Origin of the sequence: Methylobacterium sp. Leaf93 (assembly GCF_001422345.1) — a bacterium.
In the GTDB taxonomy this organism is placed as follows: Bacteria; Pseudomonadota; Alphaproteobacteria; order Rhizobiales; family Beijerinckiaceae; genus Methylobacterium; species Methylobacterium bullatum.
The window spans coordinates 632,936-645,743 of the sequence record NZ_LMMS01000001.1 but is presented as its reverse complement, the minus strand read 5'-3'; the positions used below and the strand labels follow the sequence as shown (position 1 = coordinate 645,743).

Here is a 12,808-nt window from a genome sequence, read left to right as displayed (position 1 = left end):
TGGCTTGTCAAGCTTCCTGCCGGCCGCTGGACATACAGGCGTCAGTTGATCTCACAGAAACCCGCGCCGGTGCCGACGACGCGCTTGTCGACGCACCATGACGCGGCCGAGCGGACCTCCTTCGCCGCCGGCGCGGGGACCGGGAGGACCGGGCGCAAGGTCACGGAGTGTCCCGCTGTGGTATCATTCTCTGTCGCACCCGCGATGGCGCGGACGGGCCGCGCCGCGCCGATTCCGGCACCCAGGGCCGCCGATCGGGCGGGAGTGATGGAGGGAGCCGGGTGGGAGACGGAGATGGAGCGCCCGCCCTTGAACCGGGCCTGCGCCGTCGTGATCGAGGCGGACAGGATCAGGCAAGCGGCGGTGATGATGGTGCTGGTCCGCATGCCGCTCTCCCACGAAACCCGGAAAGGATGGCGCATGCGGGCTTAAGACCGCTTTATCGTGATCGGACGGATTCGCCCGAAACCCCATATGCGCTTGTCTTCCGCCCTTGCCCGCGCCACCTCTCGCCTACAGATGCCTACGGCGTCCCGCCGCTCGCTGTTGCCACGTCTCCAACCTGGCCGGACAGAGCTTCGTGGACGCGGCATCCACCTGTTCGAGGAATCCCCATTGATGACGTCGCCTCTCCTTCTCCGGCGCTCGGGCGCCCTGGCGCTGGCCGTTGCGCTGCCCTTCGCCTCCGTGGCCTTGCCGCTGCGGGCCCTGGCGCAGACGCCTGCCCCGGCTGCGGCTCCCGCCCCGGCCGCCGCGGCGCTGCCGCCCGAGACGGTTGTGGCCAAAGTGAACGGCTCGCCGGTCACCGCGGGCGACCTCGCCATCGCCGCCGAGGACCCGGCGCTCTCGCTGCCCGGCGTCGACGAGGCCCAGAAGAAGAACCTGCTCATCGACTACATGGTCGACCTCAAGGTCGGCGCGCAGGCGGCAGAGGCAGCCAAAGTCGGCGACTCGCCCGAGTTCCAGCGCAAGCTCGCTTACTTCAAGAGCAAGCTCCTCCTCGACGAGTATCTGGAGCGCGAGGCGAAGAAGGCGGTGACGCCGGAGGCCGCCAAAGCCCTCTACGACCAGACCCTCACCACGATGAAGCCGGAGGAGGAGGCCCATGCCCGCCACATCCTCGTGGACAACGAGGAGGAGGCCAAGAAGATTTCGGCCCGGATCAAGGGCGGCGAGGACTTCTCCAAGATCGCCGCGGAGGTCTCGAAGGATCCCGGCTCGAAGACCGAGGGCGGCGATCTCGGCTGGTTCACCAAGGAGCGGATGGTCGCCCCCTTTGCGGAGGCCGCGTTCAAGCTGCCGGTCGGCCAGGTCTCCGACCCGATCAAGACGCAGTTCGGCTGGCACGTGATCAAGGTCGAGGAGCGGCGCACCAAGCCGGTGCCGACCTTCGCCGAGATGAAGGAGCAGGTGGACCAGTACCTCACCCGCAAGTCGCAGCAGGACCTCATCCTGAAGCTGCGTGAAAGCGCCAAGATCGAGCGCACCGATGCGGCCACGCCCGCCGCGGCGCCCAAGGCTCCCTGACGTTCGGCTCCCTGAATCAGGACGCTCTGCGAAAACGAAGAAGGCCTGCCGCGTCGCCGGGGCAGGCCTTCTTCCCGTCGATGACGCGAGGCGGCGTCAGGCGATGTACTGGGCGCCGTTGATCGTCAGGGTCGAACCGGTGATGAAGCCCGAATCTTCCGCCGCGAGGTATTCCACCGCGCGGGCGATCTCGGCGGCCTCGCCGAGGCGTCCCACGGGAATCGTCGAGATGATCTTGTTGCGGATGTCCTCCGGCACCGCCATCACCATGTCGGTGGCGATGTAGCCCGGCGCGATCACGTTGACGGTGATGCCCTTCGAGGCGCTCTCCTGGGCCAGCGCCTTGGCGAAACCGATCACGCCGGCCTTGGCGGCCGAGTAGTTGGTCTGGCCGGCCTGGCCCTTCTGGCCGTTGATCGACGAGATCAGGATGATGCGGCCGAAGTTGCGGGCGCGCATTCCCTCGATCACCGGGCGGGTGACCGTGAACATCGAGTCGAGGTTGGTCTTGATGACCGCCTGCCACTTCTCGAAGGTCATCTTGTGGAACGCGCCGTCGCGGGTGATGCCGGCATTGTTCACCAGGATGTCGATCGGGCCGAGTTCGGCCTCGACGGCCTTGATGCCGGCCTCGCAGGCGGCGGCGTCGCCGACGTCGAACTTGAAGACCGGGATGCCGGTCTCGGCCTTGAAGGCGTTGGCCGCCTCGTCGTTACCGCCGTAATTGGCGGCGACCTTGTAGCCCTTGGCCTTGAGACCCGTCGAGATCGCGGCACCGATGCCGCGCGTTCCACCCGTGACGAGGGCAATGCGTTCCTGAGCCATGGCTTCCTCCAATTTTCTTTGATGTTCGATGGCGTGCGTCATGCAATTTCTTGCAGATTCTCGGCGCGGGCGGGCTTAGCTCAATCGGCTCCGCCCGCCCATGCCATTTAAATTTGCTACGTCCTCAAGAATTCTCCAAGACGATGTCCCCAATGTTTGCGGGCATCCTTCAAGATCTGTCACGAGCGCAGAAATTATACTGTATTCAATCGAGCCCGATGGGGCTTCAGACGCGCTCGATGCACATGGCGACGCCCATGCCGCCGCCGATGCAGAGGGTGGCGAGGCCCTTCTTGCCGTCACGACGCTTGAGCTCGTGCAGCAGTGTGACGAGGACGCGGGCGCCGGACGCGCCGATCGGGTGGCCGATGGCGATGGCGCCGCCATTGACGTTCACCTTGTCGGTGTCCCAACCCATGTCCTTGTTCACGGCCAGCGCCTGGGCGGCGAAGGCCTCGTTGGCCTCGATCAGGTCGAGGTCGGAGGGCTTCCAGCCGGCCTTGTCCAGCGCCTTGCGCGAGGCCGGGATCGGGCCCGTGCCCATCACCTTCGGATCGACGCCGGCGGTGGCCCAGGACACGATCCGGGCCAGCGGCGTGATGCCCCGGCGCTCGGCTTCCGAGGCCGACATGAGCACGATGGCGGCAGCGCCGTCGTTGAGGCCGGACGCGTTGGCGGCCGTCACGGTGCCGTCCTTCGAGAAGGCGGGCTTGAGCTTGGCCATCGCCTCGATGGTGGCGCCGTCACGGATGTACTCGTCGGTGTCGACGATGGTGTCGCCCTTGCGGCCCGGAACGGTGACGGGGACGATCTCGTCCTTGAAGCGGCCTTCCTTGCGGGCGGCCTCGGCCTTGTTCTGCGACTTCGTCGCGAACTCGTCCTGCTGCTCGCGGGTGAGCTGGAAGGCCTGGGCCACGTTCTCGGCGGTCGTGCCCATGTGGTAGCCGTTGAAGGCGTCCCAGAGGCCGTCCTTGATCATGGTGTCGACGAGCTTCACGTCGCCCATCTTCTGGCCGCCGCGCAGGTACTGCGCGTGGGGGGAGAGCGACATCGATTCCTGGCCGCCGGCCACGATGACCGTGGCGTCGCCATTGGCGATCTGCTGCATGCCGAGAGCGACCGTGCGCAGGCCCGAGCCGCAGACCTGATTGACGCCCCAGGCGGTGGCCTTCTCCGGGATACCGGCCTTGATGGCGGCCTGGCGGGCCGGGTTCTGGCCGGCGCCGGCGGTGAGGACCTGGCCGAAGATCACTTCGTCCACGTCGTCGGGAGAGACGCCGGCACGCTCCAGGGCGGCCTTGATGGCGACGGCGCCGAGTTCATGGGCCGGGACGGTGTTGAAGGCACCTCCGAACGAACCCACTGCGGTCCGCGCCGCTCCGACGATGACGATGTCTTCCGCTGCCATTGACGTTCTCCTCTTGAGGGCCGGCGCGACGTTGAAGCCCTCTGATGGGCATGCGCGCTTGAGGCCAACTCAGGCGATGAAAGCGCTGGGCAGGGTGAAGTCAAGCGCGTGCGGAAGGTCGGCGAGTGACCGGCCGGCGTTTGTCACCGGAGGCGCCGCGCGGCGTGTGGCACTATTCTGCGGGGATCGGGGTCAAATTGCTGTTTTCGTCAGCGGGCGAAAGCCTTAAGGTCTGCTCACGCGCAAATACGAATGATACCCGGACGGCGCATCGGGCCTCGAAGGGATTGGGCGCTGGAATGAACGTGTCGGGAAAGGCCACGAGGATGGCGGACAACGGTAAGTCTCAGCAGACCGTCATCAAGAAATACGCGAACCGGCGACTGTATCATACCGGAACCTCGACCTACGTCACGCTCGAGGACCTCTCGACGATGGTCCAGAACGGCGAGGATTTCCTCGTCTACGACGCCCGCTCGGGCGACGACATCACCCGCTCCGTGCTCACGCAGATCATCTTCGAGCAGGAGAACAAGGCCGGCGACGACAATCTGCTGCCGGTGGCCTTCCTGCGCCAGCTCATCCGCTTCTACGGCGACAGCATGCGGACGATGGTGCCGAGCTTTCTCGAATTCTCCATGGCCAATTTCGCCCGAGACCAGGACGGCCTGCGCGAGAAGATGAACCAGAGCTTCGCTCCCAAGGTGTTCCAGAGTGCCATGGAGGAGCAGGTGCGGGCCAACATGAGCTTCTTCGGCGATGCCATGAAGATGTTCACGACCTTCGGCACCGGGCCGCTCTCCGGCATGAAGTCCTCCGCGTCCGCGCCGACGCCGTCCCAGCCTGCGACCCCGGTGGCCGCGCCCGATAGCGACCTCGACGAGTTGAAGCGGCAGATGGCGGAAATGCGCAATCGCCTGGAAGACCTCGCCAAGAAGTAGGCCGGCGACATCGGCGACGGGTCCTCCGACCGCGTCCTGAGAGAGTGCTGACGAACCGTTAACATCGGCCCACCCATTGCGCTTTTCCGCCAGTAACAGGCGGAAGGGCAGCGGGTGGCACAAACCGGCACGGGAAAGCGTACCATAACGGGACGCGGCGTCCCCGAGGGGGACCGCGACACGGCGCGGACGCTCGTGGTCGTCGATGGCGGTGAAACGGTGGCCCGCAAGGCGAGTGACGCCTATGGCAGGCCGAACGCAGAGTTCCTGACCCAACTTCTCGTCAGTTGCGAGCCGACGATGCGCGCCTCTCGGACAGAGCGCATGCGCTCGGCCACGGCGCGTTACGCCGAGACCACGCGGATCGGGACGAACAGGCGCCGCGCATGATCCGTCGAGGCGGATAACGCAAAAAACCGCCCGAAGGCGGTTCTCGCAGACATCGTCTCGTTCCGGTCCCTGGCGGGACCGTCGACGACGCGTAGGATCAGGCCTCGGCCGACTTCACCTTGAGGACCTGGCGACCGCGATACATGCCGGTCTTCAGATCGATGTGGTGGGGACGACGCAGCTCGCCCGAATCCTTGTCGGCGACATAGGTCGGGGCCTTGAGGGCGTCGGCGGACCGGCGCATGCCGCGCCGCGAGGGGGAGGTCTTTCGCTTCGGAACGGCCATGGGGTAGTCCTGCTACGACAAAAAGGGTGCACGGGCGCCGCCCCGCGAGGGAAGAGGCAACCTCGGCACCGTGTTCAAACGGAGATTCGATGGCGGCTGTATAGCGGCAGATCGGCCGCCTGGCTAGAGCCGCCCGAGGCCGGACTTCCGAAAATGGCGGATCGATCCGCGAAGGGGCAGCCGGCCCCGGTTCGCGGCGGGGCTCGCGAGGCCGTGAAGTCTCGTTAAGCGCCGGTTCAACCGTCGTGTCCTACCTGCGAATACGGAGACGCCTCAACGAAGACTGCGCCGCCGCATCTCGGGAGATTGCCGTGACTTCATCTCGCATGACTACATCTCTGCTCCGCACCCTGGCCGTGCTGGGCTGCCTCGCGGCGGCTCCCGCCCTCGCCCAGGCGCCGAGCCCCTCGACCTCCACTCCTTCCACCGTCGCACCGAAGGCGCCCACGGCTCCGGCCGCCCCGGCCAAGCCGACGGCGGACAAGCCCGCCGCTCCCGTCGCGCCGGCGGCCAAGACCGATCTCATCGATCTGAACAGCGCCTCGCCCGCCGAACTCGAGGCTCTGCCCGGCATCGGTGCGGCGCGCTCGGCCGCGATCGTCAAGGGCCGCCCCTATCACGGCAAGGATCAGCTCGTGTCGAAGAAGATCCTCACCCAGGGCGTCTATGACGGGATCAAGGACAAAGTCATCGCCAAGCAGAAGTAACCCTTCGGCTTGGGCTGCCCGGCGCCGTTCCGGTGCCGGGTTGTTCGCCGGGAGGCACGGTGTTACGCGGCCCAAGACCACGGTTCCCGCCGGAAGACACAAGCCAGATGCCTCCCCAGCCCATCATCCGCGTCCATCGCGGTGATCTCCCGGCCGATTACGTGCCGGGCACCGCCATCGCCATCGACACCGAGACGCTGGGTCTCAATCCGCATCGGGACCGACTCTGCGTCGTCCAGATCTCGCGCGGCGACGGCAGTGCCGACGTGGTTCAGATCGTGCCCGGATCGAGCCCGCCCGAAACGCTTAAGCGCGTACTGGCCGATCCGTCGGTGACCAAGATCTTCCATTTCGCCCGGTTCGACCTCGCCGTGCTCTACAAGGCCTTCGGCGTGATGCCGGAGCCGGTCTATTGCACCAAGGTCGCCTCCAAGCTCGCCCGCACCTATACCGACCGGCACGGCCTCAAGGACGTGGTCCGCGAACTCGTGGGCGTCGACCTGTCGAAACAGCAGCAATCCTCCGATTGGGGCGCCGAGTCGCTAAGCCAGGCGCAGGTGGACTATGCCGCCTCCGACGTGCTGCATCTGCATGCGGCGCGCGCCCGCCTCGACGCGATGCTCGACCGCGAGGGACGCACGGATCTCGCACGGCGCTGTTTCGAGTTCCTGCCCACCCGCTCCCTCCTCGATCTCGAAGGCTGGGCCGAGACCGACATCTTCGCCCATACCTGATCGGCGCGCGAGACCATCGCGGCCGGTATGGAGGGTATGCCGGGGACGGTGCGGCGGCGCACATCGATCATGCCGTGGCGATCCCGCCCAGTTGATGATTCCTCAATGCTCCGCCCATAAGGTTCCGGCACGGCCACAACTTCGCCATCGGCCGCGCGCATCCGGCGCTAGGCCATGGGGTAAGCGGGTTCCCACGGTTCAGCACATGATGGGCGAGACGTGGCATGTTGCGGGGCGCAACCTGCCGGTGTCCCATCGGATCGGTCAGGCGGAGCGGCTCGGATCATCACCATGCACGGGGTCGAGGCCATCGATGCGACAGGGACGACGGGATCGGGCGCGGATGCGCGCCGTCACCGTGCCCATGCGCGGGCTCGCAACCACAGCACGCAGGTGCGCTACCTGCGTCGTCTCATTCCCCTCTCGGCCGGAGCCGCGGTCGTCGCCCTCGCCGTGGTGACGCTGTTCAACCCGTTCGGCAGCGCCCTGCCGGCCGTCACCATGGGGCCGGTCACCCTGTCGGGGACCAAGGTGAAGATGGAGAACCCGCGCCTCTCCGGTTTCCGGAAGGACAACCGGGGCTACGAGGTCATCGCCACGGCCGCCTTCCAGGACGTGCGCAAGCCCACGCTGATCGAACTCCAGGCCATGAAGGGCCATCTCGTCACCGACGATTCGGGCGGGCTCGCCCATATGGAGGCCGCCTCGGGTCTGTTCGATTCGGCACGCGAGACCCTGTCCCTCGAACGCGACATCAAGTTGTGGACCGACAAGGGCGAGGACATCCGCCTCCTGACCGCCGCCATCGACTTCAAGGCCGGTACGGTGAAGTCCGACCAGGCCGTCGCCGTGACGCTTCCCACAGGGACGGTGGCCTCCGACGGTCTCGACATGGTCGATAACGGTCGCGTCATCTCCTTCGTCGGCAATGTCCATGCGGTGTTCCACGGATCGGACAAAGCCGAGAACGCCGGATCCGAGATCAAGCCCGATGTGAAATTGCCGCGCATCCTCACCTCCGCCGCCGAGCCGCAGGATGGGGAGGCACGCCGATGAGCCGTTCCGCGCTGATCTCCACCCTCGCCCTCTGCAGCCTCCTCGCGGCAGGGAGCGCGATGGCGCAGATTCCGTCCGGCACGTCTCCGGCGCCCGCCGCGAAGGCGACCAAGCCGACCGCGCCGGGGAGCACCTTCGGCGCCAGCGGGGGCAAGGAACCGGTCAAGATCGACGCGGACCGGCTCGACGTGTTCGACCGCGAGAACAAGGCGATCTTCGCCGGCAACGTCGTGGCTGTGCAGGGCGACAGCACCATCCGCTGCTCGACGATGACGGTGCATTACAAGCGCGGCAAGGATGCCAAGCCGGGGGCGCCCGCGCCTGCCGCCGATGGTGCCAAATCGCCGGCTGGCATGGCGGAGAACGGCATCCAGAAGGTGGAATGCGCCGGCCCCGTCACCGTGGTGCAGAACGACCAAGTCGCCACCGGCGACAACGCCGTGTTCGACCAGGAGGCCAAGCGCATCGTGCTCACCGGCAACGTCGTGCTGAGCCAGTGCCAGAACGTTACCCGGGGCAGTCGCCTCGTCTACGACATGAATACCGGCCGGGCGAACATGGACCCGGTGGCCGGCGGCCGTGTCTCGGCGATGTTCGTGCCGCAGAAGGAAGAGGCCGCCAAGGGTGGAGCCAAGGGGTGCGCCCAGCCCGCGAGTGCCGCGGGCAAGCCCGCGCCGAAACCTTCTGAGGCGGGCGCGGAGAAGCCCTCCGCCAAGCCGAGAGCGCAGGCCAATTGACCTCCGCCCTGCCGGCGGCCCCGGCGCCAGACCCGATCAGCTCGCGGATCGCCGATGCCGCTTCTGCAGGCGCCGTGCGCGCGCCCTCCCTCCTGTCGCGCCTCTTTCGCCGCGGCAAGGGGCGGGCGGCGGGTGGTGAGGCGGGCTTGTCCGGGAGTGGCGGCGGTCCGGGCATCCTCCACGTGGAAGGGCTGCGCAAGAGCTACGGCGCGCGCACGGTGGTGCACGAGGCCGGGCTGACCGTGCGCAACGGCGAGGCCGTGGGCCTGCTCGGCCCCAACGGCGCGGGCAAGACCACGATCTTCTACATGATCACCGGCCTCGTCTCGGCGGATCGCGGCTCGATCAGTCTCGACGGACTGCCGATCACCCACCTGCCGATGTATCAGCGTGCGCGTCTCGGCATCGGCTACCTGCCGCAGGAAGCCTCGATCTTCCGTGGCCTGTCGGTGGAGGACAACATCCGCGCCGTGCTCGAAGTGGTGGAGCCCAGCCGAAAGGAGCGCGAGCGCAAGCTCGATTCGCTGCTCGAGGAATTCGACATCGCGCGTCTGCGCAAGGCGCCTTCGATCGCGCTGTCGGGCGGCGAGCGGCGTCGCTGCGAGATCGCCCGCGCCCTGGCGACATCACCGAGCTTCATGCTCCTCGACGAACCCTTCGCCGGCATCGACCCCATCGCGGTGGGCGACATCCAGGATCTGGTGAAGCACCTGAAGCAGCGCGGCATCGGTGTGCTCATCACCGATCACAACGTCCGGGAGACCCTCGGCCTTATCGACCGCGCCTATATCGCCCATTCCGGCCGCATCCTCACCGAGGGCACGCCGGAGGAGATCGTCGCCAATGAGGATGCACGGCGCCTTTATCTCGGCGAGGGGTTCCGGCTTTAGGCCACCGGCTCGATCCGAGTCCGCGAATCACGCTCCCGACCGGGCTGCCCGCATTCTCGGCTGCCTATTTTCTCGCCACGTTACCTGACGCTCAAAAAATGCATGCGTTTTGTGCATGTCTTTTGGCTGGTCCTCCGCGCATGCCCGCGGTTGGGGAATCTAATTTCTCTTTGGTACGAGGCAGTTGCGTGACCATGGGGCGCATCCGTCAGCCCCAGGCGCGTCGGGTCCGATGGTGCGCCGCAGCATCGCGGTGGAAATCGCGCGCATGGCGCTTTGACGCCGGCGCAAGATGGCGATAGACCTAGGCGAAGATAAAAAGAAGCAACATTCATGCCGAGCGGCGTAGGGTTCTGTGCGCGCCTTCGGCTGGGCTCACCTGAAGGCGTCGGGTCACACCATGAGCTTGCTGCAGCGACTGGAAATGCGTCAGGGCCAAGCCCTGGTGATGACGCCACAGCTTCTCCAGGCGATCAAGCTCCTTCAGCTCTCCCAGATCGATCTCGCCACCTATGTGGATGCCGAACTGGAGCGCAATCCGCTCTTGGAGCGCGTCGAGGGCGAGCCGGACGGTGACCGCGCGAACGGCGAGGTGGCCCCGGAGGCCGCGGGCGACGGGGATGGCGAGTTCGACTCGGCCGAGCCCGACAATTGGATGTCGACCGAACTCACGGCCAGCAGCGCCGAGATGGAAAGCGTCCTCGACACCCGCCTCGACAACGTCTTCTCCGACGAGAATCCGAGCCATGCCCGCGAGGCAGTCTCGGGCGACATGCTCAGCTTGACCCCGGCGCCCTACGGCAATACCGGCGGCAGCTTCGACGGCGAGGCGCCGGATTTCGAGGCGACCCTGACCTCGGAGGTCTCCCTGCGCGAGCATCTCAGCGCGCAACTCGACCTCGCCACCCGCGATGCCGGCGACAGGCTGATCGCCGGCTTCCTCATCGATGCGGTGGACGATGCCGGCTACATGCGCGAATCCATCGACGAGGTGGCCGAGCGCCTCGGTGCCAGCCTCGATTCCGTGGCGCGGGTGCTCAAGCTGATCCAGACCTTCGACCCGCCGGGCATCGCCGCCCGCGATCTCGCCGAATGTCTGAGCCTGCAGCTGCGCGAGCGCGACCGGTTCGATCCGGCGATGCAGGCCCTGGTCTCCCGCCTCGACCTCGTGGCCAAGCGCGACTTCCCGAGCCTGCGCCGGCTCTGCGGCGTCGACGACGAGGATCTCGTCGACATGCTGGCCGAACTGCGCCGCCTCGACCCGAAGCCCGGGCGGGCCTTCGGCTCGCGCGCCGTGGAGGTGCTGATCCCCGACGTGTTCGTCCGGGCGGCCTCCGACGGCTCCTGGCTGGTGGAGCTCAATGCCGAGGCGCTGCCGCGCGTTCTGGTGAACCAGAGCTACTATGCCCGCGTCTCGCGCGGGGCGGCGGCCGAGGGCGACAAGGCGTTCCTGTCCGAATGCCTGCAGACCGCCAACTGGCTCACCCGCAGCCTGGAGCAGCGGGCGCGTACCATCCTCAAGGTCGCCTCGGAGATCGTCCGCCAACAGGACGCCTTCTTCGTGAACGGCGTGGCGCATCTGCGCCCCCTCAACCTCAAGACGGTCGCCGAGGCCATCGGCATGCACGAATCTACCGTGTCGCGGGTCACCTCCAACAAATCCATCGGCACCAGCCGGGGCACCCTGGAGATGAAGTACTTCTTCACCGCCGCCATTCCGGGGGCGGCGGGCACGGCTTCGCATTCCTCCGAGGCGGTGCGCCACCGCATCAAGCAGCTCGTGGACGGCGAGGCGACCGGCGACGTGCTCTCGGACGACGCTCTGGTGCAGAAGCTCCGCGACGAGGGCATCGACATCGCCCGCCGCACCGTGGCGAAATATCGGGAATCCCTGCGCATCCCCTCGTCCATCGAGCGCCGCCGCGAGCATTTCGCCTACGCCCGCTGAGGGTTGCCGCGTTCTGCGGATGACGTCTGCCCGCCGGGGAAAGCTTCAGGCTCTTCCGCCTGTCACCTCCCGTGCAATGCCGGCTCGCCATTCCGTTGACTTCTCCTCCCGGGGCTCCTTTACTTGCCTCCCGAACGCAACAAAACCGGAGGATACATGGGGTCATTGCGCGTCACAGGCCACGGCCTGGACCTCGGCGAAGCCCTTCGCGGGCGTGTCGAAGAGCGAATGGCCGCCACCTTGTCGAAATATCTCGACAGCCACATGAACGGCACCTGTTCCGGCCATGTGACGCTTCGACGGGATGGGACGGCCTACCGTACCGATTGTGTGCTTCATCTCGTCTCGGGCCTGACGCTCGAAGCGTCCGCCGCTTCGCACGACGCGCATTCGAGCTTCGAGCAGACGGCGGACAAGCTCGAGAAGCGCTTGCGGCGCTACAAGCACCGGCTCAAGGATCATGGCGCCGCCCTGCATGAGGGCGCCACCGTCCAGGCGGCCTACGCCGTCTTCGCCGCGCCGAGCGACGCGGAGGAGGACGTGATCGACGACGATCTCGCCGAGGACGAGGAGGCGCATCCGCCCGTGGTCGCCGAGAGCACCAGGGCGCTCAAGCGCCACTCGGTGAGCGAGGCGGTCACCGCCCTCGATCTCACGGGGGCACCGGTGATCGTGTTCGTTCACGCTGGTACCGGCCGCATCAACGTCGTATACCGCCGCAGTGACGGAGCGATCGGTTGGGTGGATCCGCCGGAGGCGGCAGCTTAACGCGCTCTGCCGGCCGCGTGCCGACCATCGGCCGCCTCGGGATGCGTGGGGACCACGTATCCGCAGCGCTAATGTAGACGAGCGGGGGCCGGTGGGTCGCCGCCGATGGGGCGATGGTCCTTCATGCCGATTCTGGAATTCCTCAGTCCGGATTCCGTGGTGACCTCTCTGCGCGCTCGCGCGAAGAAGCAGATCCTCCAGGAATTAAGCACCCATGCGGTGCGCCAGCTTCCCGCTCTCGACGAGCGTGAAGTGTTCGAGACTCTCCTGCAGCGCGAGCGCCTCGGCTCCACGGGCATCGGCGACGGCGTCGCCATTCCCCACGGCAAGCTTCCAGGCCTCGACCGGCTGTTCGGCCTCGTCGCACGGCTGGAGCGGCCGGTGGATTTCGAATCCCTCGACGGTCAGCCGATCGACATCGCCTTCCTTCTCCTCGCTCCGGAGGGCGCGGGCGCGGAGCATCTCAAGGCCCTGGCGCAGGTGGCGCGGCTCCTGCGCGAGCCGGGAGTTCTCGACCGGATCCGGGCCGCGAGGGATGCCAGCGCCCTCTATGCGCTCCTGACCCAGCCTACGAAATCCGAGGCGGCATGA

14 protein-coding genes are annotated in these 12,808 nt (G+C 67.0%); 10 read left to right on the top strand and 4 right to left on the bottom strand.

Annotated elements, in window-relative coordinates; all coding sequences use genetic code 11:
* Positions 1–41 precede the first annotated feature (41 nt).
* Positions 42–386, bottom strand: a complete 345-nt coding sequence (locus tag ASF26_RS02785) for a hypothetical protein (protein ID WP_156462838.1) — start codon at positions 384–386, stop codon at positions 42–44.
* A gap of 232 nt (positions 387–618) precedes the next feature.
* Here ASF26_RS02785 and ASF26_RS02780 point away from each other — a divergent pair, with 232 nt between their 5' ends.
* Positions 619–1,527: a peptidylprolyl isomerase gene (locus ASF26_RS02780; protein ID WP_056249164.1), complete on the top strand. Its 909-nt coding sequence runs from the start codon at positions 619–621 to the stop codon at positions 1,525–1,527.
* Between the two features lie 96 nt (positions 1,528–1,623).
* Here ASF26_RS02780 and phbB read toward each other — a convergent pair whose 3' ends face one another.
* A complete protein-coding gene (phbB, locus tag ASF26_RS02775; protein WP_026176322.1) occupies positions 1,624–2,352 on the bottom strand; it encodes an acetoacetyl-CoA reductase in 729 nt (242 codons plus the stop codon).
* Between the two features lie 226 nt (positions 2,353–2,578).
* Complete coding sequence (locus ASF26_RS02770) at positions 2,579–3,760, bottom strand: acetyl-CoA C-acetyltransferase (protein WP_056143698.1); 1,182 nt, start codon at positions 3,758–3,760, stop codon at positions 2,579–2,581.
* A gap of 326 nt (positions 3,761–4,086) precedes the next feature.
* Between ASF26_RS02770 and phaR the strand changes: the two genes are divergently transcribed.
* On the top strand, positions 4,087–4,701 hold the full coding sequence (gene phaR, locus ASF26_RS02765; protein ID WP_056161148.1) for a polyhydroxyalkanoate synthesis repressor PhaR: 615 nt from the start codon (positions 4,087–4,089) through the stop codon (positions 4,699–4,701).
* Between the two features lie 487 nt (positions 4,702–5,188).
* On the opposite strand, the gene rpmF is transcribed toward phaR, so the two are convergent.
* A complete protein-coding gene (gene rpmF, locus ASF26_RS02755; protein ID WP_018046018.1) occupies positions 5,189–5,377 on the bottom strand; it encodes a 50S ribosomal protein L32 in 189 nt (62 codons plus the stop codon).
* A 326-nt stretch (positions 5,378–5,703) separates the two neighbouring features.
* Here rpmF and ASF26_RS02750 point away from each other — a divergent pair, with 326 nt between their 5' ends.
* The 8 genes from ASF26_RS02750 (at position 5,704) to ptsN (ending at position 12,808) form a co-directional block, all read left to right on the top strand.
* Positions 5,704–6,084, top strand: a complete 381-nt coding sequence (locus tag ASF26_RS02750; RefSeq protein WP_056249161.1) for a helix-hairpin-helix domain-containing protein — start codon at positions 5,704–5,706, stop codon at positions 6,082–6,084.
* 107 nt (positions 6,085–6,191) lie between these two features.
* Positions 6,192–6,818, top strand: a complete 627-nt coding sequence (locus ASF26_RS02745) for a ribonuclease D (protein ID WP_056249158.1) — start codon at positions 6,192–6,194, stop codon at positions 6,816–6,818.
* 291 nt (positions 6,819–7,109) lie between these two features.
* Positions 7,110–7,874 (top strand): hypothetical protein, encoded by a 765-nt coding sequence (locus tag ASF26_RS02740; protein WP_056249155.1) that lies wholly within the window; start codon positions 7,110–7,112, stop codon positions 7,872–7,874.
* Positions 7,871–8,611: an LptA/OstA family protein gene (locus ASF26_RS02735; RefSeq protein WP_082477483.1), complete on the top strand. Its 741-nt coding sequence runs from the start codon at positions 7,871–7,873 to the stop codon at positions 8,609–8,611. Before ASF26_RS02740 ends, ASF26_RS02735 begins: the two co-directional genes overlap by 4 nt.
* Entirely contained in the window at positions 8,608–9,501 is an 894-nt protein-coding gene (gene lptB, locus ASF26_RS02730; protein ID WP_244475795.1) for an LPS export ABC transporter ATP-binding protein, read from the top strand. Before ASF26_RS02735 ends, lptB begins: the two co-directional genes overlap by 4 nt.
* 400 nt (positions 9,502–9,901) lie before the next feature.
* On the top strand, positions 9,902–11,449 hold the full coding sequence (gene rpoN, locus ASF26_RS02725; protein ID WP_082477500.1) for an RNA polymerase factor sigma-54: 1,548 nt from the start codon (positions 9,902–9,904) through the stop codon (positions 11,447–11,449).
* 156 nt (positions 11,450–11,605) lie between these two features.
* The gene (gene raiA / locus ASF26_RS02720; protein ID WP_026176326.1) at positions 11,606–12,217 is read left to right on the top strand and encodes a ribosome-associated translation inhibitor RaiA; all 612 of its coding nucleotides are present in this window, start codon (positions 11,606–11,608) and stop codon (positions 12,215–12,217) included.
* Between the two features lie 123 nt (positions 12,218–12,340).
* Positions 12,341–12,808 (top strand): PTS IIA-like nitrogen regulatory protein PtsN, encoded by a 468-nt coding sequence (gene ptsN, locus ASF26_RS02715; protein WP_056249149.1) that lies wholly within the window; start codon positions 12,341–12,343, stop codon positions 12,806–12,808.

What these genes read in the sequence shown, in the direction of transcription:
- ASF26_RS02785 (WP_156462838.1), bottom strand. Translation starts at nt 386, where the DNA reads ATGCGGACCAGCACCATCATCACCGCCGCTTGCCTGATCCTGTCCGCC.
- phbB (WP_026176322.1), bottom strand. Translation starts at nt 2,352, where the DNA reads ATGGCTCAGGAACGCATTGCCCTCGTCACGGGTGGAACGCGCGGCATC.
- ASF26_RS02750 (WP_056249161.1), top strand. Translation starts at nt 5,704, where the DNA reads ATGACTACATCTCTGCTCCGCACCCTGGCCGTGCTGGGCTGCCTCGCG.
- rpoN (WP_082477500.1), top strand. Translation starts at nt 9,902, where the DNA reads ATGAGCTTGCTGCAGCGACTGGAAATGCGTCAGGGCCAAGCCCTGGTG.
- ASF26_RS02780 (WP_056249164.1), top strand. Translation starts at nt 619, where the DNA reads ATGACGTCGCCTCTCCTTCTCCGGCGCTCGGGCGCCCTGGCGCTGGCC.
- ASF26_RS02740 (WP_056249155.1), top strand. Translation starts at nt 7,110, where the DNA reads ATGCACGGGGTCGAGGCCATCGATGCGACAGGGACGACGGGATCGGGC.
- raiA (WP_026176326.1), top strand. Translation starts at nt 11,606, where the DNA reads ATGGGGTCATTGCGCGTCACAGGCCACGGCCTGGACCTCGGCGAAGCC.
- ptsN (WP_056249149.1), top strand. Translation starts at nt 12,341, where the DNA reads ATGCCGATTCTGGAATTCCTCAGTCCGGATTCCGTGGTGACCTCTCTG.
- phaR (WP_056161148.1), top strand. Translation starts at nt 4,087, where the DNA reads ATGGCGGACAACGGTAAGTCTCAGCAGACCGTCATCAAGAAATACGCG.
- ASF26_RS02745 (WP_056249158.1), top strand. Translation starts at nt 6,192, where the DNA reads ATGCCTCCCCAGCCCATCATCCGCGTCCATCGCGGTGATCTCCCGGCC.
- ASF26_RS02735 (WP_082477483.1), top strand. Translation starts at nt 7,871, where the DNA reads ATGAGCCGTTCCGCGCTGATCTCCACCCTCGCCCTCTGCAGCCTCCTC.
- ASF26_RS02770 (WP_056143698.1), bottom strand. Translation starts at nt 3,760, where the DNA reads ATGGCAGCGGAAGACATCGTCATCGTCGGAGCGGCGCGGACCGCAGTG.
- rpmF (WP_018046018.1), bottom strand. Translation starts at nt 5,377, where the DNA reads ATGGCCGTTCCGAAGCGAAAGACCTCCCCCTCGCGGCGCGGCATGCGC.